Genomic DNA, 22,806 nt, shown 5'->3' with positions numbered 1-22,806 from the left:
TCCATGTCAACGATCTTCCCGGCGGGCAGTACGGAGACGCAGCCGGCCCCACGGCTTCCAGACCGCCAGGATCGTGGCGAAGGAGAGCGAAGAGAGGGACACGGCGGGCGGGAAGAACAGTCTCTCCACCACCGTGGACGACGGCGTGCCGGTCAGCAGGCGTTCGCCGTATGAGCCGACCGCGTCCATGCCCGGCATGAGCAGGACGACGATGAGGATGCACAGGGCCAGGTTGAGTGCCAGTTTCACGGCGACCCACCAGTAGCGGACCAGCCCCCAGGTGGTGCCGGCGCCCAGCACGACCCCCGTCACCAGGCATACGAGGGCGGATCCCAGCATCGGCCAGATCACGAACTCCGCCAATGCCCGGTACGCCAGGCTCCGGGCGTTCACGTCAGCGGCGAACCAGCCGGCGAGCACCAGCACGGCCATGATCACGTCGATCCCGATCCACGCGCCGGCGGAGATGACGTGGACAACGAGCGTGGCGCGCCGCCAGCCTCTGGAGAGTCGCCGGCGGGATGCGGGCGGCGCTCCTCGAACTCCGCGCTCCGAGGTCTGATGGGTCACCGCGGCACCCGGTGGCGGGACAGGCTCACACCCGCGCTGATCGCCCACACCATGCACAACAATCGGCCGAGCAGGATGAGGGCCGCTCCTTCGAAGACGAAGAGCGAGGACAGCGACAGCACGGACACGACCAGCGCCACCGTGGACAGGATGCGGACCGGCCGGCCGAACTCCCTCTCGCGAGATGTCAGGAAGGCGAACACGCCGAGCGCGACGACATGGGCGGTGCCACCCGCGATGAAGTTCGCGTCGCGCAGCACCTCCACCGTGCCCGGCGAGGCCGTGGGGGCGACGGCGGCCAGCACCCACGCGCAGATGCTCGCGAGCAGCATGAGCCCCACGGCCACAAGACCCCACGGACGGGAACGGCGGCGGCCGGCGACACCGGCGAACCAGGCGAGGAAGAGCACGGACACCGCTTGGCAGGCGCCCATCAGCACGGCGGCCAGGCGGTTGCCGGCGAACCAGTCTTGAGCCGCCGCGGACGTCGAGTTCGGCAGCGGCATCGCGGACGTGGCGACGGCGGACGTGACGAAATCGGTCACCAGGTAAACGGCCACGAAACCGCATGCGGCGATCAACGCCGGCACCCCGGTGCGGGCGCGGTGGACGGTTTCGCCGGAAGGCTCGATCATGGACGGCTCCTCGCCGGTACGAGTGGATTTCCTTTCCCCCAACCCTCGGAGCGGACGACGTGCACGTACATCGGCCAGGTGGCCAGCCGGGCCCGCCCGCCGGGCCACTTCGCGGGCGGGTGAACCGGAGACCGGGCCAGTCCGGAACGAGGCGAGAGCGAGGTCACGCTGTACTCGCCGAACCCCCTCAGGTCACGTCGCCGGAGTCCCGCCGGACGGGATCCGCTTGCGGCCTACGCGCTGGACGCAGAAGGTGGGCGCACTGGAGCGGTGCACCACCCGGGCTTCCCGCAGGCGCGAGTCCAGGCACGATGTCGTGAACATGGGCCACCTGGCCGATGTTCGCCTCGGGACACCGGCGCAGGATCCGGGGCATGAATCAACCCAACGACGCGGCAAGACCCGCGGTCGGACCCGGTCGTTTCCCGGCGACGGACATGCCGACCAGGCTGATGCTCCTGCTGCTGGCGCTCGGCCTGCCACGCACCGTCCTGGCGGATCTGGGCCTGGTCCCGCCGGAGAGCGGACTGCTCTACTACGTGCTGGCGCTCACGCCGTTCGCGGCGTGGTTGCTGGTGGCGACGGTACGTGAGAGCCGCCGGCCTTTCGCGGACTTCCTCGTCCTCGGGATCCTCTACGGGCTCTCGCTGGTGGTGGTTCACCAGCTCCTGTGGAACGCCGCGGCGGGGTATGGCCGGAACACACCTGCGGGCATCGCCGAGTTCACCTACCGGGCGTACACGAGCGGGATCGCCATGTCGATCGGGCTCGGCACCGGGCTGGTCGCGGCCCTGGCCGCCGTCGGCGCGCGAGCGTGGCGGTCGCGCCGTACCCGCTGAGCGCCAGACCATGAGCAGGAAGGAGTTCCGAGCCGGCTGACCAAGCCGGAGGGGTGGGCGGCAGCCCGCCCGCGCGCAGCGACGGGCTCGACCGCACGTCCCGGCAGTACGCGGCCCACCGCGGCCACCTCAGCACCGAGCAGGCCAGGGTGCTCGGGCCGGCCGGGCTCAGCGCGAGGACTGGCAGCAGGTACGCCGCCGCCTGGCGGAGGTCTCGCCAGTGAGCCCGCCGTTCCCAACGCGCCGGCGAACAGCCGGCACAGGGCCCGCTCCAGCTCCGAGCACGGCATGAGGTGCATGCACCTTTCTGCGCCCCATGATCCACAGGTGTTGAGAGAGGCAAGACCCTGGTCGTCAGCTTGAGGAAGCCATACGAGAGCGGGTGGCGGCGATGACCTCGCTCGTGTCCAGGCAGGCGATGCCCATACCGGTGAGTTCGCCGTCCGCGTCGCTGGTCCAGCGGGAGAGCGCGTCCCGCACCGCGACGGTGCGTAGATCGCGCTCGGTCGCGTCGACGAGCGTGGCACGCGGGCAGTTCGGATAGTTGCAGCCGGCGACGACTACCGTGCTCACCTCGCGTTCGGTGAGGTGGTCCAGCAGCCGGGTGCGGAAGAAGGCGCTCCAGCGAGGTTTGTACAGGATGTGCTCGTTCGGACCGATTTCCTGCGCGTTTCCTGCCAGGAGCAGGTCCGGATCGAGTTCGGTTTCCGGGGCGAGCCCGTCGGCGAGCTGGGAGCCCGGCGAGTGCGGGTTGACCTTTCCTCGCAGCGTGCGCCGGCACAGGTCGGCGTTGCTGCCGTCGGGCAGGTACAGGCGCACGATGTGCACGATGGGCCGCCCCGCTCGGCGGAACGCGTGCGTCAGGCGCCGGACCGCGGGCAGCACCTCGGCGGTGCCGTCGATGTCGGCGATGAAGTCACGCTGCAGGTCGATGGTGAGCAGGGCGCTGCGGGAGAACTCTGGCATGGTGTGTTCGTTCACGCCGGACACGTTAGGCGGGCGGGCCGTACCGGTCTTGTACGTCGTTGCGGGCGAACCGGCCCGGGGTGGCGGCGAACGTGCGGCGGAAGTGACGGTGCAGGTGCGCCTGGTCGTAGAAGCCGCTTTCGGCGGCGGCGCGCGCGACGGTGTGCCCGGCGGTCAGGAGCTGCTGGGCCCGGCGCAGGCGTAGCTGGAGCAGGTAGCCGTGCGGAGTGAGGCCGCTTTCGCGGCGGAAGGCGCGCAGCAGCTGGAACCGGGGCAGGCATGCCACGCTGGCGAGCTCGTCCAGGGACGGGGTGTGTTGAAGGTCTGCGGCCAGGTGCCGCTGTACCTTCAGAACGGGTAGCGGCGGCGCCGCAGTGATCGCGCGGCGTGTGTAGCGGACGAGGATCTCGGTGAACAGCGCTTCGAATTCCTCCTGCGCGGCCAGGGAGTTCTGGTCCTGGCGGCGGTGCAGCCGGATCAGGCGGCGGGCCAGGGACGGGTCGTGGGGAGTCGGCACGGCGAAGGTGGGCCGGTACCCGGCGAGTTCCGCCAACAGCGCCGGCGGAAGGTAGAAGACTCGATAGTCCCAGCCCTCGGCGATGCCGGGGCGGCCGGCGTGGATGGTGTCGGCATCGAGGAGAAGCAGGCTGCCCGCGGGCGCGTGCTCGGTGCCGCCGCGATAGCGGACAGCTTCCACCCCGCGCTCGATCGCCGCGATGGCGTACTCGCTGTGCGCGTGGGGAACGAAATGATGCGTACGGAAGGACGCCGTCACCAGACGCATGTCGTCGCGGCTGTAGCGGTGCTCGACGACGTCCTTCACGACTGCCTTTGTACCCGACGTCACCCGAACCCCGAACAGCGGGAGAGCCTGCCTCGTCGCCACGCCGCGACGCCGGCCTTCTCTGCAGTACGCGCGGGACCCGCTGCGACGGATCGGGAGCAATCTCGTCCGGGACTTCGCCGAGTCGCCTCCGCCCGGCGAGCGTTCCGGCATGGCCGGGCGCGGGCCCGTACGTCGCTGATCAGCTCTGGTCGCGCCCCGACTGGTGAAGGCGCCGGCCCGCAGGGCACTCCCTCCCGGACCAGGCGCGATAGTAGAACCCTTCCCAGACCCGCCGCGGCCAGTCTGGCGGGCGTGGCCGTGCCCGAGGTCCGGCCGCCGCTGGCCGAGCTGGCCGGCGCGCACCTGGCCGCCGAGCACCGGCCCGGCCGGTACGCCCGGCACGACCTGCTCCGCGCCTACGCGGCCGAGCTCGTCCACACCCTCGACACCGAGCACGACCGGCGGCGGGCGTCGCGCCGGCTGCTCGATCACTACCTGCACACCGCGCACGCCGCCACGCTGCTGCTGGCCCCGCGCCGGCGCCCGATCGCGCTCCCGCCGCCCGCACCAGGGGTGAGCGCCGAGGCGATCGACGGGGCCGGGCAGGCGCTGGCCTGGTTCACCTCCGAGCGTCCCGCGCTGGTCGCCGCCGTGCAGGAGGCCGCCGCCCAGGGACACGACGAGGAGGTGCGGCACCTGGCCTGGGCGCTGAGCGCGTTCCTGCGATGGCGCGGCCTGCTGCTCGACTGGGTCACCGCCGAGCAGGCCGCCCTGGACGCCTCGCGCCGGCTGGCCGACCCTCGCGGGCAGGCCCACGCCCTGCTCGGCCGGCACGACCGGGCGCTCGTGTACTGCCGCCGCGCCCTCACCCTGTTCCAGGAGCTCGGCGACCTCAACGGCCAGGCCGCCTCCCTCGACGGCCTCGGCTACGCCCACCATCACCTCGGCCAGTACGACCTTGCCGTCCGCTGCCACCGGCAGGCGCTCGGCCTGTACCTGACGCTGGGCGATCGCATCGGCGAGGTCGAGGCGCTGATCCGGCTCGGCAACGCGCACCACGTCGGAGGCGATCACGACACCGCCCGCGACACCTGGCGGCAGGCCCTCGTCCTGCTCGACGAGCTCGCCCACCCGGACGCCGGGCAGGTCCGTGCCCAGCTCGCCGACCCCGCGCCCGGCCGGGCCGGGGCACGGTTGTACTGGTCCCACCGGTAGAAGCTCCGCGGCGACGTTGACCATCGCCGAGGCGGTTTCCGGCGGGCACGTCTTCGCGCGGCCGCCGCGAGCAGCGGTGGTGTTCCTCCGGATCCGACTGGTACTGGCCGAAGAGCGCCCGCGGCCCGGCCCGGTCCGTGCTCTCCCACCGTGGCCGCGATCGCCCGCAGGTTCGTCCTCTGGAAGCGGTCGCGGGCGAAGGGCGTGATGGCGGCGTTGCGGATCTCGGCCCTCGTGGTGAGGTCCGCATGGGCTGAGGGCACGTTCCGCACGGTGCCGGTGGCGGGTAGGGGTCAGGGCGCCTGGAGCAGGGCCGTGGCGAGCTCGTGCGGGCGGGTGGCGAAAGGGCTGTGGCTGCCCGGGATTGTCCGTACGGTGAAGGGGGCGTCGGGGAAGGCCGCGTCGGCCTCGGCGATCATCAGGTCCTGTGTGGCCGTCGGGAGGGTCCGGTCGTCGGCGCAGCGGATGAAGGTGCGCGGGATCCGTCCCCAGCGCCCGGCCGTCAGCACGACCGGCGTGGCGGGGATGGCCAGCGGCAGGTCCGGGCTCAGCGTGGAGCGCCAGCGCCCGAAGCGGTTCGCGGGCGTGTCGTGGAAGTGCGCCTGCCGTAGCTCCTCGACGTAGGCGGGGTCCGTGGACAGCGGGTTGATCCGGACGGCGCCGAGCGCTCCGGCGTCGCCGAGGAACAGGCCCTGTCCCAGCGCGGCGGCGTTCTGCGGCGCGTTGAGGTAGTCGAAGAAGCGCGGCCGCCCGCCGGGGACGAACGCGGAGACGTAGACGATCCGGTCCACCAGCTCGGGCGCCCGCTCGGCGGCGAGCGACGCGGGCCCGCCGCTCGCGCTGTGCGCGACGAGCACGACCTCGCGATGGTGGCGGACCCGGCGCAGCGTGTCCACGATGGCGGCGGCGCAGTCGTCCATCGTCACGCCGGCCAGCTCGGACCTCTCGGTCAGCAGGCCGGGCTGGCCGGGCAGCAGGTATCCGCTGGGCAGCGGCGCGTCGAAGCCGTGCCCGGGCAGGTCCACGGCCACGCTCGCGACTTCGGGCCCGGCGAGCGCGCGCTGCGTGGCCGACCACTGCCCGGCGCCGCCCCAGGCGCCGTGGACGAAGACGAAGACGGTTGTGCTCATGTCGTTCATCCCAGCCGATGACCACGACGTCATCCACCTCAAGATATGGCAGTCTGAACGACAATACACAGGAGATATCGCGGGAGGAGACGCTGGTGGAGGCCCGGCATCTGCGGTACGCGCTCGCGCTCGCCGAGCACGAGCACTTCGGCCGGGCGGCGCAGGCGCTGGGAATCGCGCAGCCGCCCCTGTCCAAGCAGATCGCCGACCTGGAGCGCGAGGTCGGAGCCCGGCTGTTCGACCGTACGCGGCAGGGGGTGTTCCCGACAGCGGCGGGGGAAGCGTTCCTCGTGCGGGCACGCCGGGCACTGGAGGAGATGACGGCCGCCACCGTCGACGCGGGGCGGGCGGCGCGCGGCGAGACGGGGCGGCTGCGCCTGGGGTTCGTCGCCTCCGCGCTGCTCGATCTGCTGCCCGTCGTGCTCGGCCGGTTCGGTCGCGAGCGGCCCGGCGTACGGCTCGAACTGCACGAGATGGCGACCAGCGGCAGCACGGCGGCGCTCGTCGCCGGGGAGCTGGACGTGGCGATCACCCTCGGGCCACCCCGGGGCGCGGGGGCCGAGCGGCTGCTGTCCGTGCCGATCGGGCATGATCACCTGGTCGCCGTCGTGAGCACCGCGCACCCGTACGCGGGCCGGCCGTCGGTGAGCGTGGAGCAGCTGCGCGACCAGCGGCTCATCGTCTCGGCCGCCGGCGACGAGCCCGCCGTCGCCGCCGTGCTGCGCACGCTGCTGGGCGAGGACTCCGCCGCACTGACCACCGCGACCGCCGCCAGGGACGTGCACACGATCGTCGGCCTCGCCGCCTCGGGCGTCGGCGTCGGGCTGGGGCCCTCGCGCATGGTGTCGGCCCCGCGTCCGGGCACGTGGTTCTGCGAGGTGACGCCGCGCGTGCCCCTGCCCGACCTGGTCCTGTCGTTCGCCACCGGGGACCGCTCCCCGGTGCTGGCCGCGTTCCTCGACGTCATCCGGCGCCACTGCCCCATCGTCGACGCCGCTCTCGACCACCGCCTCCACATCATGCTGAACGCTTGAATCGCCGCGGATCGTGGCCGGGGCTGGTGGCGCTGCTCTCGGCGGCGGGCACGGTCGAGTTCCCGCTTTCCGCAAGGCACGATCGAGGTCAGCGAAAGGCCGCTTTACATGCCGTCGGTTCCGGCTCGCGCTGTGTGGCGGGCCCCGGCGTTCCGGCTGCCGGCGGGCGCCGCCGGAAGGCACCGGAACCGAGGAGGACGATGGTGCCGGCCAGGCACAGCACATGGCCTTGGTTGTCGAAGGCCGCCGACAAGCCGACGTAGTCCTGCCGGACGAGCGAGTAGCCGTTCTCGATGGCGCGCAGACCGGCCATCACGGTGTGCACCCGGCCGATCTCCGGCCAGTCGCCGCCGGGCACCAGCATGATGTCGGCATCGGCACGCATCATCGCCGGGAAGTCGGCGTCGTTGCAGATGACGCCGGCGAGGCGGCCGTAGGGCGTGCTGACCACCGGGGCGACCCCGTTGCCGGGCCGGTACGGCTCCATGCCGGGGACCGGGTGCGACTTCTGATAGGTCCATAGGACAGTGCCGTCGGGGCCGATCAGGTGGGTTTCGTCCCGGCTGTCGCGCGGGTTGGGCAGGTGGACGTTATCGGCGACGAGCAGGTAGATGTGCTCCTGGTGGGCGACGCTCCGCGCCTGGGTGAGGAGTGCGGGCAGGCCGGCGTGGGACGCGGGCAGGCCGGCGTGGGAGACGTAGGCCGCGTTCTCCGACCAGATGACGATCTTCGCGCCGGCCTGGGCGGCGCGCCGGGTTCTGGCGAACAGGTCGTCGATCACGGCGGTGGACTCCGGTTTCACCGTGTCCGGATCGAACCGTGGCAGCGCGCCCCGCCCGGCGGACACCTCGACGTCCGGGCGGCCGAGTGCCGTCATCTGCTGGTGGATCAGAGCCATGTTGGCGTTGAGTCCGGCCTCCACGCCGTACTCGTCGAGGGATCGAGACCGGCGTGCTGCGGGACGACCTGCCTGTCGAGATCCTCTATGAATTCCTCGCCGGCACCATCCTGAAGGCGATCGCACTCAACCAGCAGCACCGTCTGGGGCTGGAAGAAGCCGGTGCCACCGCCGCGGGCTTCTTCCTGAACGGCACCCGCTCACGGGATTAGAGCCGACGGGCGCCCACCAGCACCGGGGCCATCCCTGGGGGCGGAGGATTTGGCAGGCGCCCGTTCTGTGACACGGCAGCCCGGCCGTCGCCCACGGGACGTCGCGCCTCAGGGACCGTGCAACGCGCCGAGCGAATCTCCACTCCGTAGCCGCCTCCGTGCCGGTCATCCGTGCCGGCGGTCCGTACTGACGATCCGTGGTCGCCACGGATGCGCGGCGGTCAGGCCGGGCGGAAAGCTGAGCACACGCAAACAGCGGTCGCGAGACAGCGCAGCAGCGGCCGCCGTCGCCGCCCCCCAACGGAGAAAGGCAAGTGAGAGAGCATGAACGGGCACGTCAGCACCAACCTGCTCAGCGTCGAGGACAGGGAGCAGCAGACCAGGAAGCGCGGACCGAGGTTCACGCTGAGCGGGGCGCTGTGGTCACTCCAGGCGTTGATCGGCTTCTTCTTCGCGGGCAGCGGTTTCGGCAAGGTGCTGCTGTACGACGAAGCCCTGTACGCGGCAGCGCCCCGGGCCGTGGCGTGGTACGCCGCGGTACCGCAGCCGCTGATCGTCTTCATCGGGGTCTGTGAGGTTCTGGGCGGCATCGGCCTGATCCTGCCGGCGATGGCGAAGGTCAGGCCGATGCTGACGCCGCTCGCCGCCGCCGGCCTGACACTGACGATGATCCTGGCGGCCGGTTTTCACATCGTCCGCGGCGAATACGCCTTGGTGCCGGCGAACCTCCTGCTGGGCGGCGTCACGGCGGTCATCACGGCCGGACGGTGGAAGCTGCGGCCCGTCGCGGCCGCCCCCGTCACCACCGCACGCGTCGTCGCCTCGCTCGCGGTCCTCCTCGCGCTGGCCCTGCTGGCCTGCGCTCCGACGTGGTACACGATGACCAACGCGTCCTTCTGAGGCTCTTCCCGAACCGGCTGGGCCTGGCCGCCGTGATGACCTGGCCCCCCGCGGTCCTGACCATGGAGCCGGCCGGGCTGGCTCGCATGTATCCGCACGCCACTCTCGCGCCTCGATCGCCGCCGCGGCCTCCGACCCCGGTAACGGCGCGAACGACGCGGTCGCCCCGTCCGGCGGATCCGCCGCGGCGGCCGGAACCGGTATGACCGGCGCCAGCACCGCGCCCGCCATCACGATCCCGGCCGGCCGCGGACGGATCCGCCCCCACCAAGCGGCCATCTCCCAGCCCCTTCCCCTCGCGAACCCCACGGGCCCGCGTGGAAACAGCCCGCCTCTGGCCGGCCGGTGCTCCGCAGCGAGCATCGGCGGAGCTGGATGGCGCGCACGCCGGCGAACCCGTCCCGCAACGGACGATGACCGGCTTCATGACGAAGGTAGCCACCGGCCGTTCACCGGTCGTCAACCGCTGAGTGGAAGTTCGTCTCCACCAACCGCGGTAGTCCGCGTCCGGGATCAATCGGCCGCGGTAGCCGGCGGATCCGGGCCGGGCTGCCCCTCCGCCGGTCGGCGCACGGCTCGGGCGGCTCTGCGAGGTCGCTGGGGTGTCCGGCGGAGCACGACCGGCTCGTCAAGAGCAAGGGCTTGGCCGGCAGGCTGCCGCGGCCAGTTCCGTGGCGCGTCGGTCGAGGAACGTGCGCACCGCCGGATCGGTGGTGAGGGCGGCGGCCTGCGCGTACGCGGCCGCCGCGTCCCCGTGCCGCCCGAGCCGCGCCAGCAGATCCCCCCGCGTCGCGTGGTACGGCTGGAACCGCTCCCGCTCGGGCGGCAGGGCTTCGAGCAGCCCGAGTGCGTGCGCGGGTGACTCGGTGCGTCCTTCGACGGCCGCCTGCGCGACGCGGGCGCCGAGGCTGGGCGCGACGGCGACCAGCGCGGCGTAGAGGGTGCGCAGCGCGTGCCAGTCCGTCTCGCCCGTGCGGGCGCGGTCGCAGTGGACGGCCTGGATCGCCGCCTCCAGCTGGAACCGTCCGGGTGCCCGGCCGGGACGTTCCGCCCTGTGCAGGTACTGCTCGCCTTCGGCGATGAGGCGCCGGTCCCAGTCGGAGGGGTCCTGCTCGTCCAGCGGCAGGAACGGGCGGTCCGGCCGGGCCGCCCGCGCGGAGGCGAGGGTGAGCAGCGCGGCCAGTCCCCACGCCTCCGGCTGGTCCCCGAGCAGGCCGGCCGCGGTGACGGCGAGATAGCGGGCCTCGCCGGCGAGCGACCCGCCGTCGCCGCGGCGCGGCCAGGCCAGGGCGTAGCAGCCGTACACCGCTTCCAGCACCGGCGCCAGCCGCTCGGGCATCGCCTGCCGGCCGGGGACGGCGAACGGGATCCGGGCGTCGCGGATCCGGCGCTTGGCGCGTACCAGCCGTTGCGACATCGCGCCGGCGGGCACGGCGAACGCCCGCGCGATGTCGGCGGAGTCGAAGCCGAGCACGGTCTGCAGCATCAGCGGCGTGCGGACGTTCGGGGCGATCGCCGGATGCGCGCAGACGAAGAGCAGGGCGAGCCGCCGCTCGGGGATCGCGTCCGCGTCGAGCTCGTCCAGCGGGCCGGCCGCGCTGCCGCCGTCGGCGGCCTCCTCCAGCGGGGCAGAGCGGCGGTGCGCGGCGGACTTCCAGAAGTCCCGCTGGCGGTTGCGGGCGACCGTGAGGAGCCAGCCCTCCGGGTTGTCCGGTACGCCGTCGCGCGGCCACCTGGTCAGCGCCTGCTCGAACGCCTGCGCCAGGGTGTCCTCGGCCAGTTGCAGGTCGCCGGTGGACTCGGCCAGCAACGCGACCAGCCTGCCGAAGGACGCCCGCGCCACCCGTTCCGCGACCTCCGCCACCTGCACGGCCGGCTCGCCGGTCATGACGGGACCCACATGCCGGCCTCGATGTGCACCGCGCCGGGCCGGATCTCGACCGTGCCGCCCCAGGCGGCCGGCGGCGCCTGCCGGGCCCACGCCAGCGCCGCGTCGAGGTCGGGGACGTCGATGACGACGAAACCGCCGAGCTGCTCCTTGGTGTCGGCGAACGGGCCGTCCTGGATGCGCGGCTCCCCGTCGGCGCAGGTGAGCGTGGTCGTGGCGGACGAGGGCCGCAGGACCTGCCCGTAGACCAGGATCCCGGCCTGTTCCAGCGTCGCGGCGTAGCTGGCGAACGCCCGCATGCCGTCGGCCATCCTCTCGGCCCCGATCGACTCTTCGCTCTCCTCGGTGTAATGGAACAGCAACATGTAGCGCATGCCGAGATCCTTCCTCACTTCACCTGGTAGCGCGCGATGACGACGCCGTTCGTGGACGTGACCGACTCCTCCAGCACGAGGTCGCCGCGTTCGCCGCCGCCGAACAGCCGGGTTCCCGATCCGAGCACGATCGGGTGGATGAGCAGCACGTACTCGTCGACGAGCCTGGCCCTGTGCAGCGAGCGGACCAGCTCGCCGCTCCCGAGCACGGTGATCACGCCGCCGGTCCCGGCTTTCAGCCGGGCCACGGTCTCGGTGGCCTCGCCCGCCAGCGGCGTGGAGCCGGGGTAGGCGAGGCGGGTGCCTTCGTGGCGGGTGGCGACGTACTTGCGCTGGTTCACCAGGGACTGCGTGAACGGGTTGGGCTCGGCGACCGAAGTCCAGTATCCCAGCAGGTCGTCGTAGGTCCGGCGGCCGAAGAGCAGCGCGCTGGTCCGTGCCGTCCCCGACCCGGCGAACCGCCCGGTCACCTCGTCGGCGTACCCCACGCCCCAGCCGCCGTGCCGGAACCCGCCCCTGGTGTCCTCGTCCGCGCGCCCCGGCCCCTGCATGACGCCGTCCAGGCTGACGCTCTCGAAGACGCTGATGGTGCCCATCCTGCGCTCCCTCACTTCGTACGGGCGGAGCCGCCCTGTGCGGCCCGTCATGGAAATGACGAGAACCGCAGGCCCGGACAGACACCCCCGGGTCACGCGGGGGCGCGCAGCGTGGCCAGTGCGGTGGACCAGGCGACGAGCTGGTCGAGGGTGGCGGCCAGCTGGGCCGCCTGGTGCTCGCCCGGGGTGAAGTCGGTGAAACCGGTGAAGTCGTGGTGCATGCTGAGCGCGACCTGGGCGGACACGTCGGCGACATGCAGGGCGCCCAGGACGGGACGCAGCGCTTCGACGGCCCGCACGCCGCCGTCGATGCCGTAGGAGACGAACCCGGCCGCCTTGTCGTGCCACTCGGCGTGGACGCGGTCGAGGGCGTTCTTCAGCTTGCCGGGGGCGGAGTGGTTGTACTCGGGGGTGACGAACAGGAAGCCGTCGTATCCGGCCACGGTGCGGGCCCAGGCGCGGGTGTGGTCGTGGGTGTAGCGGCCGGTGGCGGGCGGCACGGGCTCGTCCAGGTCGGGCAGATGGAAATCGGCGAGGTCGACCAGCTCGAAGCGGGCGTCGGCGCGCTGGGCGGCGTGCTTCATCACCCACTGGGCGACGGCCTGGCCGCGCCGGCCGGGCCGGGTGCTGGCCAGAACGACAGCGATGGTGATCATGAGGAGTCCTTCCAGGCGTGGGGTCAGTGTCGCGGCCGGCCGGTGAACATCCGCACCAGCCGGGTGACGGCGTCGGGGCCGAACATCAGCTCCAGGGACGCGGCCGACTCGGCGGCGGCGGCCTCGCCGCGCGGGAAGAGCGCCTTCTCGTAGGCGGCCAGCGCGGCCTCGGCGTCACCGCGGTGGTCGGCGAGGGCCTGGCCGAGCTCGGCGCCGTCGAGCATGGCGAGGTTCGCGCCCTCGCCGGCGAACGGCGACATCAGGTGCGCGGCGTCCCCCATCAGGGTGACGCCGGAGACGCGCGCCCAGGAGTGGCCGACGGGCAGGGCGTGGATGCGGCGCGGCACGAGCGGGCCGTCGGCTTCGGCGATCAGCTTGTGGAAGGCGGCGTCCCAGCCGGTGAAGTGGGCCAGCAGCGCGGCCTTGGCGGCGGCGGGGTCGGTGAAGTCGATGCCGTCCAGCCAGTCCGGCCCGGCGCGCAGGGCGCTGTAGACGTGCAGGCTGCCGTCGCTCTCGCGGTGGGCGAGGAAGCCGCGCTCGCCGTCCAGGGCGATGAGGAAGCCGCCGCCGACGAGGGCGGCGCTGCCGGGGTGGCGGGTGTCGGCCTCCAGCAGGTCGAGCTCGACGAACGAGATGCCGGTGTAGGCGGGGCGGGCGGGTGAGACCAGGGGACGGATGCGGGACCAGGCGCCGTCGGCGCCGACGAGCAGGTCGGTGGTGATGGTGCCGCCATCGGCGAAGCTCACCTCGTGCCGGCCGTCGCCGAGCGGGCGGGCGCCGGTGGCCTTGGCGGCCCAGCGGATCGTGTCGCCGGGCAGGGAGTCGAGCAGCAGGTCGCGCAACCGGCCGCGGTCGACCTCGGGACGGCCGCCGGTGCCGTCGTCCTCCTCTTGCAGGGCGACGGTGGCGTCGCGGCGGAGCAGGCGCATGGCCTGCCCGCCGGGGTGGATGATCGCCTGGAACGGCCGGTACAGGCCGGCGGCGCGCAGCGCGACCTGCCCGGAGTCCTCGTGGATGTCGAGCATGCCGCCCTGGGTGCGGACGTGCCGGTCGGGCTCCAGGTCGAAGACGGTGGCGGGAATGCCGTGGAGGTGCAGGACCCGCGCCAGGGTCAGGCCGCTGAGCCCCGCGCCGATGATCGCGATGGGGTGGTGGGTGGTCATGGCGGTGCTCCCTTGGTGCGGACGACAGAACGACATCACTTATGTGGTCGTTCAGAAACTATAACAACTCTACTCAAAGAGTCGTTTCGGGCAATGCCCTAGACTTGGGGGCATGATCGAGGCCACCACCGGGCGCAGGGAGCGCAAGAAGGCGCGCACCAGGCAGGCGATCGCCGCCGCCGCGCTGGAGCTGTTCCTGGAGCACGGCTTCGACGGGGTGGCCGTCAAGGACGTGGCCGAGGCCGCGGACGTGTCGATGAGCGGGCTGTTCAAGCACTTCCCGACCAAGGAGTCCCTGGTCTTCGACGAGGAGGACGACGTCCAGGCCGGCCTGATCGCCGCGGTGCGCGACCGTCCGGACGGCGGATCGGTCCTGGACGGCCTGCGGGGCTGGCTGCTGGACCATGCCTGCGCGGCGACCGCCGACCCGGCCGCCGCCGCGTTCCGCGACCTGATCGCCCGCACCCCGGCGCTGAGCGAGCATGCCCGCCGCATGTGGCTGCGGCACGAGGAGAGGCTGGCCGAGGAGATCCGCCGGGCCGGGCCGGACGGCCCCGGCGCCGGCGTCGCGGCCCGCGCGCTGGCCCGGTTCGTCCTGGACCGCACGCAGCCCTGGCAGCGTGACGACCCGCGCGCCGAGATCGACGCCGCTTTCGCCCTGCTCGCCTGCGGCTGGCCCGCCCCGGAACGCCAGGTGCCGCCGCACCATCATGCGCAGGCAACGCCAACGTCTCCGGCCCGCCCGCCGGGGCTGCGGGAACGCAAGAAGGCCGCCACCCGCAAGGCCATCACCGAGGCCGCGCTGGAGCTGTTCGCCGCCCGCGGTTACGACGGCGTCGGCGTCCGCGAGATCGCCGAGGCGGCCGGCACCTCGATCGCCACCCTGTTCGCCTACTTCCCCGACGGCAAGGCCAGCCTGGTCTTCCCCGGCGACCGCGGCCAGCACATCGCCGCCCTGGTCGGCGCCGTTCACGGCCGCGCGCCCGGCCAGAGCGTCCTGGAAGCCGTTCGCGACCACATGGCCGGGCGCGGCCCGTTCGCCCCCGACCCCGCTCCCGACCAGCGGCGCGCGCTCGACGTCATCCGCGCGACCCCGGAACTGCGTGACTACGCGCTGCACTCCTGGACGGTGGCCCAGCAGCCGCTCGCCGAGGCCGTCGCCCAAGAGGCAGCCCTGCCTGACGGCGACCTGTCCGCCCGGCTCCTGGCCCGCTACGTCCTGCAGATCCCCGACCTGGCCAACACCCTCGACGCCGACGCCCGTCACACCCTCGACGTCGTCACCCGCCTCCTCGACCGCGGCTGGCCCGCCTGCCTCACGGAGTAGCCGCCGGCACGGGCTCCCGGAGCCGCGCACCCCTTCTAGGCTCCGCCCGCCGAGACGGAGCAGGTGCCGATCGAGGCCGGCCCGCCGTTCGGACGTGACCGGAATCAGCGCGCCGGCGGGGACGTTGGGCTCCGCCATAGGAGGCCCGCCCATGGTGAGCGTCAGTGTGGAGAGCGCGCAGCAGACGGAGGCCCGGCTCCGGCGCGTGATCGCGGCGGCACCGCTCCAGGCGGCGTTCGCGGATATGGCCGGCGACGGTGCGGCCTTGCCGGCGGAACAGTCTGTGCAGGTGGCTACGGGAGATGTGATGGGCGGCGGCGATCGTGCCCGGGGTCAGCCGGGGGTCGCCCAGGTTGTCGTGGATGAAGGCGTGGATCCGGGCCGTCAGCGCCCGCTGCCTGGCGTGCGGGGGGACCAGGCCCTCGGTGCCGAGCGCGTCGGCCAGCGCCAGCGTCAGGACGTCGAGGGTGAGCGTGGACAGCCGGGAGGTCTCCGCATCGGAGAGTTTCGGCAGGTGCCGGGCGAGCTGCGGCAGAATCCGTGACGACAGCGCGCCGATGCCGCGGTCACCGGGCATGCGGACCGAGGTCAGGTCATGCAGGTCGCGCGGCGGCAACGGCAGTGAGGAGCGCGGTGTCGTGGTCAGCAGCGTCCACTGCACCGGGCCCATTTCGCCGATCGCGACCTGGGCGCGGAAACGCGCCGCCGGATGCGCTTCGCAGCGTGCGTCCTTGGGCATCCAGGCCTTTGAACTCACCCCCCGCCAGAACGCGAAACGCTCTGTCGCCGGAACCTTGTCGGTGCTGACCACATTCATCATGCGACTGTCGCCGCACTTCGTCATCGCAGGCCAGCCGTTTTCGCGCGCAGGTCCGATTTCCTGGCGGGCCTGGCACGCGAGGCATGAACGATGACATTCACCGGCATCCGCGTGGGCGCCGGAAACACGATCCGGCGGTTTGTTCACACCCTGCGTCGCGCCGGGGCGTCACCCTGAACGAGCACCGGCCATGCTCCCGAACCCGGGCCGGCGGATCGCCGCCGCACGAGCCCGTCGTCGGCCGCGCGGCGAACGCCGATCGCATACGGGGCCGTCCGCCGGTTCACGGCGTCTGCTCGTCGATCTCGCACGTGGTGAAGACCCACTGGTGGCCGCCTCTGTTCTTCAGCGACCAGTACACCCACCCGGTCCCGGTCAGGTCGAGGCTGAGGGTGAAGTCGAGCGTGATGGCGCCCCCGGAGACGTTCGCGCTCTGCGTGCCGCCGCCGTTCGGGGTGATGAGCTGGTACTGCGTGGCGGCGGCGTTGGTGGTGGTGGTGAGGTGGAAGCGCAGCCGGTAGGTGTGCGGGTTACCGCCGGGCACCCGGACGTACGGCACCACGAGCCGGCTCGCCGAGGCGGGGATGACGTCCGGGTTGAAGGCGGCGTTGCTCGCGGTGAAGGCGTGCAGGCCGTAGAGCACGAGCTGGGTGTCGGCCGAGATGACGAACTGCGGGTCACGGTCTGAGGGTCCACGGTTTGAGGGTCCACGGTGCCGACCGGCGTCCAGCCGTACGCCGCGCCGCGCCGCGCACCCGCACCGGCCGGCACACCTCGCCGAAGCGGCCGGGCTGCCGGTCCATGGCGTGGCCGCGCAGCCGCGGCTCGTCGCCGGCCCGAGCGGAACCCGCCACCATCTGGCGGAGCTGGGCGACGGGCACGGTTCGGCGAGGCTCCGGAACGCCTCGCCGTCCGGATGGACACCACCGGCGCAGGAAACCGGCCGGTCATCGCGCGACTTCCTTCGGCTCTTTTCCGGCGCGGCCCGACCGGGCCCAGGACCTAGGACCATGGACGGAGCCCCCCGGGACCCGCGGCCGATGCCGTCCCGGCAGCGCGTGACGACACTGCTCACATGGTTTCCCCTTCTCTCACCGGTCTCGCCGGCGTGCGTCCCTTCCTGGCCGGGATGTTCGTGGACGCGCTCGGCAGCGGCCTGTACGTACCTTTGACCTTGCTGTTCATCCACGAGGTGACCGGGCTGCCCATGACGGCCGTCGGGCTCGGGGTGACCGTGGCGGCGGTCGTGGGGCTGGCGGCCAATCCGGTGGCCGGGATCCTCATCGACCGGTTCGACGCCCGCCGCGTGCTGGTGGGCACCTACCTGCTGCGGGCGCTGGCGTTCGCGGCGTATCCCTTCGTGGACGGGATCGCGGCGCTGATCGTCGTCGCCGCGCTGGTCGCGGTCGGCGACCGTGCGTACTATCCGGCCTCCGGCGGCTACGTGTCCGCGCTGGCGGACGGCGCGGTCAGGGACCGCCTGTACACGCTGGTCGCGACCGCCAGGAACGTCGCCTTCGGCTTGGGCGGGCTGCTGTCGGCGGGGGTGATCTCCCTCGCCGGGGTGACGGGGTTCGCGGTCGTGGCGCTGCTGAACGCGGCGAGTTTCACCGTGGCCGCCCTGTGCCTGCTCCGATCCGGACGACCGGCTCCGGCCGTGCCGTCGCGGCAGCCGGTCGGCTACCGGCAGGTGCTCGCCGATCGGCCCTTCGTCACGCTGGTGGCGGCGGAGCAGGCGTACACCCTGATCCACATGGTTCTCCCGGTCGCGCTGCCGGTGTACGCGGTCACCGTGCTCGACGTGCCGCCCGCGCTGCTGGGCGTCCTGTACGCGATCAACACCGTGCTGGTGGCGGCGGGGCAGGTTCCGGTGCGGCGCTGGCAGCGTCACTCCCGCCGCACCCGCGCTATGGCGTTGAGCGGCCTGGTCATGATGCTGGCGTGCGCCGCCTACGCCGCGACGGCGGTGCTGCCCGCCGGGCCGGCCCGCGTCGGAGGGCTGCTCGCGGCCACGCTGGTCCTCACGCTCGGCGAGCTGCTGCACACCGTGCCGAGCTGGGCGCTCGCGGCCGCCGCCGCGCCGCCGGCTCTGCGGGGCCGCTACCTGGCGATCTACCAGCAGACGTGGGCGGTGGCGGCGGTCCTGGCGCCGGCCGGCTTCGCCGCGCTGCTGGGCGCGGCGCCGCCGCTGCTCTGGCTGGCGCTGGCGGTCCTCGTGGGGCTGGCCGGGCTCACGCTGCTCCGGCTCACCCACCGCCTGCCTGCTGACGCCGTCGCCGCGCCCGGAGCCTGAACGGGGCATGCCTCCGCGACACTGAAAGGTCCATGACACCCCCGGGACGTTCGACGTCGCACGCACCGCAAGCCGGGATCTCGGCGCGGGCAAGCACGCCAAGGCGGCGCTTCGAGGGCTCACGTGGCGGTACGTCGGCAATCCCTCCGAGGGCGAGGTGCCCGCGGGTGCACGGTCAGGCCGGTGAGAGCGGGGGCGAGGTGTCAGGAGGGCCGCTGCCACCTGGGCTTCGAGCCATGCCGCCGTCTGGGAGGAGGGCCGGCCCAGCTCTTTCATGGTGCTCCACGTGCAGGAGGCCCCGGTAGTGCTCCAGCTCGTAGTCGGCGGCCTTGGCCACGTCGGTGCCGGAGTTGCGGGCGTCCATCAGCGCCGTGAGCGTCTTGGCGTGCCGCTCGATCACCTCGCTCGTGCCCGCGGCCGTCAGGCGCACGATCTCGCGCCCGTCGCCGCTCGCCAGCGCCTGGCGCCGGGTGCGGCCCATCTGCTCATCGTCGGCGCTGTGCCTGGCCAGGCCAGGATCAGGGCGAGCTTGCCGCCGACGCTGGAGTACACAGTGTTCAGCGTGACGTTGGCCTCGGCGGCGACACCACCGCTGCCCGGCCCCGGATAGCCGCGCACTTCGACCTGGCGCACGGGCAGACGCCGGAGAACATCGTGCTGGAGCCCGACGGCACCGCTGTCGTCACCTTCGCCGCCGCCCGCCAGGTGGCTGCCGTCAGCCCTCAGGGTGAGGCGAGAATCCTGGCCACGCTCCCCGCGCCCGCCGACGGCGGCGCGCACGCGGAGAGAGTGGCTCATGAGGCGCGCCACGGTACGCGGGCCAAGATCCGGTAGCCCCCCGTAGGAGTGTGGTCCGCGTTCAGGGTGCCGCCGTAGACGGACAGCCGTTCGCGCAGTCCGATCAGCCCGCGCCCGCCTGTCTGCGACGGGCCGCGCCGTGTGCCGCCGGTGTCGGTGACCTCGATCTCCAGCCAGTCGTCCTCGTGGCGGATCGAGACGGACGCCGCCGCGCCCGCCGCGTGCTTGATCGTGTTCGTCAGGGCCTCCTGGACCACGCGGTAGGCGGCCAGGTCGACCCCGGCCGGCAGCGGGCCGGGCGGCAACGACAGCTCCACGTCGACCGGGATCCCGGCGGCCCGGACCCGGGTGACCAGGGCGTCGAGCTGATCGAGCCCGGGTTGCGGGCCGGGCGGCGCGCTCTCGGTGACCGCGTTCTTCGCCATGGCCTCGTTCTCGGTGGCCAGCAGGCCCATGACGTGACGGAGCTCGGACATGGCCGCCCGGCCGCCCGCCTCGATCGCGAGCAGGGCCCGCTTCGACTCCGCGGGCTCGGCGTCCATGACCTTGCGCGCCGCCCCGGCCTGGATCACCATCACGCTCACGTTGTGGGTCACGATGTCGTGCAGTTCGGCGGCGATCCTGGCGCGCTCCTCGTCGACGGCCGCGCGCGTGGCCTGCGCCTGGGCTCGCTGGAGCGCGTCGATGCGATCCCGGCCGGCCCGGAGCCGTCCCTGCCAGAAGCGGACGGCGCCCGCCAGCACTCCCGCCCCCGCCAGCACGACGATGGGGCCCAGCCAGGACGGCAGCGCGGGGACGACGTCCTGGAAGACCACGCCGGCCAGCACCGCCGCAGCCGCCAGCCCGCCCGCCGCCGCCAGCCGGTGACGGCTGTAGGCGAGCGCGCCGTAGGCGGCCACGGCGCAGGCGAGCACGGTGATCCACGTCGCGGCCTCGTGGGTGGCCAGCGCGGCGAGCACGACCGTCCAGAACACGGCCAGCGGGTACCGGCGCCGCACCGCCAGCGGCAACGCGGTCAGGACCACCAGCAGCGGGTGCGGACCCTGCTCAGAGCGGGCCCGCGGGCTCGGAGCAGGGCCCGGGGTCACCGGCCGGGCGGGGGGATCGGGGCGCAGCCGCAGGGACACGGCCGCCGGCTCCTGCCGCCTCTCGGTGGAGGCGTCGTGCAGATCGGCCACCGCGGCCACGGCGAGCACGGTCAGCAGCAGCGCGAGCACCAGGTCGGCCACCAGCGCCCCGCGTGACGGCCGGGCGCGCGCCTCCTCCGGACGCAACACCTCCCGCGCGTACTGCCGCCACATCCGCCACCTTCGTTCCACCGCCATCGGGACATTGTCACGGCTGCGCGACCGGCCACGCATCCGTCCCGATGACGGGGGCATCGTCCGCCGGGACTACATCGCAGGGATGACCCCGGGCCCGAATCGTTCCTGGGAACTACCCGGATTCGGTACGACGGCCGACGCGCCCGCCGCGTGACCGCGCCTAGCGTCGTCCCGTCCGCGGACGACCGCGGCCTCCCGAGAAAAGGCGAACACGCTGATGCATCTTGCGAGAACGACGGCCCTCACCCTGGCCGGGCTGCTCACCCTCGTGGCCCCCCTTCCCGCCGCCGCCGCGGTGCCGGCGGCACCGCGGCTGCCCGCGCCGACGGGCTCCCGCGCGGTCGGCGTCACCTCCCTCCACCTGAAGGACGCCTCCCGCAGCGACCCGTGGGTCCCGGCGGCGAAGGCGAGGGAGCTGATGGTCTCCCTGTGGTACCCGGCGGCCGGGACGCGTGGCAGGCACCAGGCTCCGTACGTGACGCCGAAGGAGTCCGAGCTGCTGATCAAGGACGCGGAGCTGCCCGTCGCGCCGGACACGCTGAGCAAGGTGCGGACCAACGCCTTCACCGACGCCGTGCCCGCGGGCCGCGACCGTAGCCTGCCCCTGGTGGTGCTCTCCCCCGGCCTCGGCTCCCCGCGCAGCTCGCTCACCAGCCTGGCGGAGGACCTGGCCAGCAGGGGCAACGTGGTGGTCGGGATCGACCACACGTACGAGAGCGTCGCCACCGCCTTCCCCGACGGGCGGGTCACCACGTGCGTCGCCTGCGAGAACAAGGACCCGGACTTCGGGCAGCAGGTGGTCCGCAGCCGCGCGGCGGACGTCTCCTTCGTCCTCGACCAGCTCACCGGCGCGAAGCCGAAATGGCGGGGAGCCGCGCTGATCGACCGGTCGCGCATCGGGATGGCCGGCCAGTCCGTCGGCGGCGCGAGCAGCATCGCGGCCATGGTGGGCGACAAGCGCATCCGCGCCGGGGTCAACCTGGACGGCACCACCTTCGCCCCGATCCCCGAGCGCGGCCTGGCCCGGCCGTTCCTGTTCATGGGATCGCCGACGATGCACGGCCCCGGCGGCAAGGACGGGAGCTGGGGACGCGACTGGAAGCAGCTGACCGGCTGGAAGCGGTGGCTGGTGGTGACCGGCGCGGAGCACGCGTCCTTCACCGACGTCCCGCTGCTGGCCGAGCAACTCGGCATCGACCTCGGCTTCGCCCTGACCGGAGCCCGCTCCGTGGAGATCACCCGCACCTACGTCGCCGCCTTCTTCACCCGCCACCTCACCGGCAAGCCCCAGCCCCTGCTGGACAAGCCGTCCGCCCAATATCCCGAGGTGAGGTTCGCCGGCTAGGCTTCGTCGGTGCTCACGCCCTGCCGCCCTCCATGCAGATGGTCAGGTGGGCTGCGGCGATCGCGCTCGTGCCGGTGTCAGTGAGCGTCGAGGTGCTGGGTGAGGAACAGGGCTGCTCGGTCGAGTGCCTGGCCGGCCTCGTCGAGCGTTCCGACGAAGGCCTGGAACACGTGCGGCACTCCGGCGGTGATGTCGAGGATCACGTCGACGTCCGCCTCGCGTGCGCGTTCGGCCAGCCGTACGGAGTCGTCGAGGAGCAGTTCGTTCGTGCCGGCCTGGAGCAGGATCGGCGGGAAGCCGGTCAGGTCCGCGTGGACGGCGGGGGCGAGCAGCGGCTGGTCCGGGTCCTGACCGGCGAGATACATCTCGCCGGTGCGGCCCAGGCCCTGCCTGGTGAAGAACGGGTCGATGCCTTCCTTCGTGGTCATCGTCGTGCCGGAACGCGTGTGATCGAGCCCGGGTGAGAACGCCGCGATCGCCGCGGGCATCGGCAACCCCGCGTCCCGGGCGGCCAGGCACGTCGTCACGGTGAGCCCGCCACCGGCGGAGTCGCCGGCGAACACGATGGACGCCGGGTCGATGCCGCGCTCCAGCAGGCCGCGGAACGCGGCGACGCCGTCCTCGATCGCGGCAGGAAACGGGTGCTCGGGAGCGAGCCGGTAGTCCAGCGAGATCGCCCGCACGCGGGTGCGCCTGACCAGGTTCGCGGTGACGACCATCGCGGTCTCCGGCGACCCGAGCGAGAACGAGCCGCCGTGGAAGTACAGGATGGTCCCTGGCCGGGCCTCACTCTCCGGTTCGACGAGGAGCGCTGGGCGGCCGGCCAGCTCGGCCGGCGTCCGCCGCACGCCGTCCGGGGGCGGGAACGCCGCCATGAACGCGGCGAAGCCCTCCCGCATGCGTTCGACCGGCACCGGTCCGGACGGTTGCGGCGCCTTGCGCACCATCGTGTCCAGTGCGTGTCGTTGGTCCCTGCTCATGTGGCCGCCTTGTGGT

25 protein-coding genes are annotated in these 22,806 nt (G+C 72.9%); 9 read left to right on the top strand and 16 right to left on the bottom strand.

The genetic code is table 11. The features are described from left to right. Positions 1-6: 6 nt before the first annotated feature. Positions 7-570: a hypothetical protein gene (locus HCN51_RS27290; RefSeq protein WP_168012933.1), complete on the bottom strand. Its 564-nt coding sequence runs from the start codon at positions 568-570 to the stop codon at positions 7-9. Continuing rightward, a complete protein-coding gene (locus HCN51_RS27285; RefSeq protein ID WP_168012931.1) occupies positions 567-1,205 on the bottom strand; it encodes a hypothetical protein in 639 nt (212 codons plus the stop codon). The genes HCN51_RS27290 and HCN51_RS27285 overlap by 4 nt, the downstream gene beginning before the upstream one ends. Positions 1,206-1,642: 437 nt before the next feature. Here HCN51_RS27285 and HCN51_RS27280 point away from each other — a divergent pair, with 437 nt between their 5' ends. Beyond that, entirely contained in the window at positions 1,643-2,044 is a 402-nt protein-coding gene (locus tag HCN51_RS27280; protein WP_168012929.1) for a hypothetical protein, read from the top strand. 53 nt (positions 2,045-2,097) lie between these two features. Then, on the top strand, positions 2,098-2,268 hold the full coding sequence (locus HCN51_RS27275; RefSeq protein WP_168012927.1) for a hypothetical protein: 171 nt from the start codon (positions 2,098-2,100) through the stop codon (positions 2,266-2,268). 130 nt (positions 2,269-2,398) lie between these two features. On the opposite strand, the gene HCN51_RS27270 is transcribed toward HCN51_RS27275, so the two are convergent. Further along, positions 2,399-3,025 carry an isochorismatase family protein gene (locus HCN51_RS27270; RefSeq protein ID WP_206067934.1) on the bottom strand — a complete coding sequence of 209 codons (627 nt, stop codon included), beginning with the start codon at positions 3,023-3,025 and terminating at the stop codon, positions 2,399-2,401. A 10-nt stretch (positions 3,026-3,035) separates the two neighbouring features. Further along, the gene (locus HCN51_RS27265) at positions 3,036-3,833 is read right to left on the bottom strand and encodes an AraC family ligand binding domain-containing protein (RefSeq protein WP_168012925.1); all 798 of its coding nucleotides are present in this window, start codon (positions 3,831-3,833) and stop codon (positions 3,036-3,038) included. 315 nt (positions 3,834-4,148) lie between these two features. On the opposite strand from HCN51_RS27265, the gene HCN51_RS27260 reads away from it, so the two are divergent. After that, a complete protein-coding gene (locus HCN51_RS27260; protein WP_168012923.1) occupies positions 4,149-5,051 on the top strand; it encodes a tetratricopeptide repeat protein in 903 nt (300 codons plus the stop codon). Positions 5,052-5,344: 293 nt separating this feature from the next. On the opposite strand, the gene HCN51_RS27250 is transcribed toward HCN51_RS27260, so the two are convergent. Then, positions 5,345-6,181 (bottom strand): alpha/beta fold hydrolase, encoded by an 837-nt coding sequence (locus HCN51_RS27250; protein WP_206067932.1) that lies wholly within the window; start codon positions 6,179-6,181, stop codon positions 5,345-5,347. Between the two features lie 95 nt (positions 6,182-6,276). Between HCN51_RS27250 and HCN51_RS27245 the strand changes: the two genes are divergently transcribed. Next, positions 6,277-7,215 carry a LysR substrate-binding domain-containing protein gene (locus HCN51_RS27245; protein WP_168012921.1) on the top strand — a complete coding sequence of 313 codons (939 nt, stop codon included), beginning with the start codon at positions 6,277-6,279 and terminating at the stop codon, positions 7,213-7,215. 88 nt (positions 7,216-7,303) lie between these two features. Here the strand turns inward: HCN51_RS27245 and HCN51_RS27240 are convergent, their stop codons facing one another. Then, a complete protein-coding gene (locus HCN51_RS27240) occupies positions 7,304-8,137 on the bottom strand; it encodes a nitrilase-related carbon-nitrogen hydrolase (protein ID WP_168012919.1) in 834 nt (277 codons plus the stop codon). A gap of 29 nt (positions 8,138-8,166) precedes the next feature. On the opposite strand from HCN51_RS27240, the gene HCN51_RS27235 reads away from it, so the two are divergent. Beyond that, positions 8,167-8,325, top strand: a complete 159-nt coding sequence (locus HCN51_RS27235) for a hypothetical protein (protein ID WP_168012917.1) — start codon at positions 8,167-8,169, stop codon at positions 8,323-8,325. 324 nt (positions 8,326-8,649) lie between these two features. Continuing rightward, a complete protein-coding gene (locus HCN51_RS27230; protein ID WP_168012915.1) occupies positions 8,650-9,225 on the top strand; it encodes a DoxX family protein in 576 nt (191 codons plus the stop codon). 628 nt (positions 9,226-9,853) lie between these two features. Here the strand turns inward: HCN51_RS27230 and HCN51_RS27225 are convergent. The 5 genes from HCN51_RS27225 to HCN51_RS27205 form a co-directional block, all read right to left on the bottom strand. Then, positions 9,854-11,113 (bottom strand): RNA polymerase sigma factor, encoded by a 1,260-nt coding sequence (locus HCN51_RS27225; protein WP_168012913.1) that lies wholly within the window; start codon positions 11,111-11,113, stop codon positions 9,854-9,856. Beyond that, complete coding sequence (locus HCN51_RS27220) at positions 11,110-11,487, bottom strand: YciI family protein (RefSeq protein ID WP_168012911.1); 378 nt, start codon at positions 11,485-11,487, stop codon at positions 11,110-11,112. The genes HCN51_RS27225 and HCN51_RS27220 overlap by 4 nt, the downstream gene beginning before the upstream one ends. Before the next feature lie 14 nt (positions 11,488-11,501). After that, positions 11,502-12,083: a dihydrofolate reductase family protein gene (locus HCN51_RS27215; protein WP_168012909.1), complete on the bottom strand. Its 582-nt coding sequence runs from the start codon at positions 12,081-12,083 to the stop codon at positions 11,502-11,504. Between the two features lie 92 nt (positions 12,084-12,175). Continuing rightward, a complete protein-coding gene (locus tag HCN51_RS27210; protein ID WP_168012907.1) occupies positions 12,176-12,739 on the bottom strand; it encodes an NADPH-dependent FMN reductase in 564 nt (187 codons plus the stop codon). A gap of 23 nt (positions 12,740-12,762) precedes the next feature. Then, positions 12,763-13,902 carry an FAD-dependent oxidoreductase gene (locus HCN51_RS27205; protein WP_168012905.1) on the bottom strand — a complete coding sequence of 380 codons (1,140 nt, stop codon included), beginning with the start codon at positions 13,900-13,902 and terminating at the stop codon, positions 12,763-12,765. 112 nt (positions 13,903-14,014) lie between these two features. Here HCN51_RS27205 and HCN51_RS58225 point away from each other — a divergent pair, with 112 nt between their 5' ends. Then, the gene (locus tag HCN51_RS58225; RefSeq protein ID WP_206067930.1) at positions 14,015-15,229 is read left to right on the top strand and encodes a TetR/AcrR family transcriptional regulator; all 1,215 of its coding nucleotides are present in this window, start codon (positions 14,015-14,017) and stop codon (positions 15,227-15,229) included. Here the strand turns inward: HCN51_RS58225 and HCN51_RS27190 are convergent. Together HCN51_RS27190 and HCN51_RS27185 are read right to left on the bottom strand one after the other, a co-directional pair. Next, entirely contained in the window at positions 15,219-16,196 is a 978-nt protein-coding gene (locus tag HCN51_RS27190) for a helix-turn-helix domain-containing protein (protein WP_168012903.1), read from the bottom strand. The genes HCN51_RS58225 and HCN51_RS27190 overlap by 11 nt on opposite strands. A gap of 136 nt (positions 16,197-16,332) precedes the next feature. Beyond that, positions 16,333-16,692 carry a hypothetical protein gene (locus HCN51_RS27185; protein ID WP_168012901.1) on the bottom strand — a complete coding sequence of 120 codons (360 nt, stop codon included), beginning with the start codon at positions 16,690-16,692 and terminating at the stop codon, positions 16,333-16,335. Between the two features lie 432 nt (positions 16,693-17,124). Here HCN51_RS27185 and HCN51_RS27180 point away from each other — a divergent pair, with 432 nt between their 5' ends. Beyond that, on the top strand, positions 17,125-18,342 hold the full coding sequence (locus HCN51_RS27180) for an MFS transporter (RefSeq protein WP_168012899.1): 1,218 nt from the start codon (positions 17,125-17,127) through the stop codon (positions 18,340-18,342). A gap of 175 nt (positions 18,343-18,517) precedes the next feature. On the opposite strand, the gene HCN51_RS27175 is transcribed toward HCN51_RS27180, so the two are convergent. Together HCN51_RS27175 and HCN51_RS27170 are read right to left on the bottom strand one after the other, a co-directional pair. Then, positions 18,518-18,823: a hypothetical protein gene (locus HCN51_RS27175; RefSeq protein WP_168012897.1), complete on the bottom strand. Its 306-nt coding sequence runs from the start codon at positions 18,821-18,823 to the stop codon at positions 18,518-18,520. A 313-nt stretch (positions 18,824-19,136) separates the two neighbouring features. Then, the gene (locus tag HCN51_RS27170) at positions 19,137-20,465 is read right to left on the bottom strand and encodes a sensor histidine kinase (protein WP_168012895.1); all 1,329 of its coding nucleotides are present in this window, start codon (positions 20,463-20,465) and stop codon (positions 19,137-19,139) included. A 217-nt stretch (positions 20,466-20,682) separates the two neighbouring features. Between HCN51_RS27170 and HCN51_RS27165 the strand changes: the two genes are divergently transcribed. Further along, the gene (locus HCN51_RS27165; protein ID WP_168012893.1) at positions 20,683-21,810 is read left to right on the top strand and encodes an alpha/beta hydrolase family protein; all 1,128 of its coding nucleotides are present in this window, start codon (positions 20,683-20,685) and stop codon (positions 21,808-21,810) included. 77 nt (positions 21,811-21,887) lie between these two features. Here HCN51_RS27165 and HCN51_RS27160 read toward each other — a convergent pair whose 3' ends face one another. Continuing rightward, entirely contained in the window at positions 21,888-22,790 is a 903-nt protein-coding gene (locus tag HCN51_RS27160; RefSeq protein WP_168012891.1) for an alpha/beta hydrolase, read from the bottom strand. Between the last annotated feature and the right edge of the window lie 16 nt (positions 22,791-22,806).

This window comes from Nonomuraea composti (assembly GCF_012034275.1).
Classification (GTDB): Bacteria; Actinomycetota; Actinomycetes; order Streptosporangiales; family Streptosporangiaceae; genus Nonomuraea; species Nonomuraea composti.
Note: the sequence above shows the minus strand (reverse complement) of the source record. Positions and strands in the feature narration are given on the sequence as shown.

Bases quoted from the DNA above. Each gene is read 5' to 3' on its own strand.
- HCN51_RS27285 (WP_168012931.1), bottom strand. From the start codon at position 1,205: ATGATCGAGCCTTCCGGCGAAACCGTCCACCGCGCCCGCACCGGGGTG.
- HCN51_RS27280 (WP_168012929.1), top strand. From the start codon at position 1,643: ATGCCGACCAGGCTGATGCTCCTGCTGCTGGCGCTCGGCCTGCCACGC.
- HCN51_RS27250 (WP_206067932.1), bottom strand. From the start codon at position 6,181: ATGAGCACAACCGTCTTCGTCTTCGTCCACGGCGCCTGGGGCGGCGCC.
- HCN51_RS27230 (WP_168012915.1), top strand. From the start codon at position 8,650: ATGAACGGGCACGTCAGCACCAACCTGCTCAGCGTCGAGGACAGGGAG.
- HCN51_RS27225 (WP_168012913.1), bottom strand. From the start codon at position 11,113: ATGACCGGCGAGCCGGCCGTGCAGGTGGCGGAGGTCGCGGAACGGGTG.
- HCN51_RS27220 (WP_168012911.1), bottom strand. From the start codon at position 11,487: ATGCGCTACATGTTGCTGTTCCATTACACCGAGGAGAGCGAAGAGTCG.
- HCN51_RS27215 (WP_168012909.1), bottom strand. From the start codon at position 12,083: ATGGGCACCATCAGCGTCTTCGAGAGCGTCAGCCTGGACGGCGTCATG.
- HCN51_RS27210 (WP_168012907.1), bottom strand. From the start codon at position 12,739: ATGATCACCATCGCTGTCGTTCTGGCCAGCACCCGGCCCGGCCGGCGC.
- HCN51_RS27205 (WP_168012905.1), bottom strand. From the start codon at position 13,902: ATGACCACCCACCACCCCATCGCGATCATCGGCGCGGGGCTCAGCGGC.
- HCN51_RS58225 (WP_206067930.1), top strand. From the start codon at position 14,015: ATGATCGAGGCCACCACCGGGCGCAGGGAGCGCAAGAAGGCGCGCACC.
- HCN51_RS27180 (WP_168012899.1), top strand. From the start codon at position 17,125: ATGGTTTCCCCTTCTCTCACCGGTCTCGCCGGCGTGCGTCCCTTCCTG.
- HCN51_RS27175 (WP_168012897.1), bottom strand. From the start codon at position 18,823: ATGGGCCGCACCCGGCGCCAGGCGCTGGCGAGCGGCGACGGGCGCGAG.
- HCN51_RS27170 (WP_168012895.1), bottom strand. From the start codon at position 20,465: ATGGCGGTGGAACGAAGGTGGCGGATGTGGCGGCAGTACGCGCGGGAG.
- HCN51_RS27165 (WP_168012893.1), top strand. From the start codon at position 20,683: ATGCATCTTGCGAGAACGACGGCCCTCACCCTGGCCGGGCTGCTCACC.
- HCN51_RS27160 (WP_168012891.1), bottom strand. From the start codon at position 22,790: ATGAGCAGGGACCAACGACACGCACTGGACACGATGGTGCGCAAGGCG.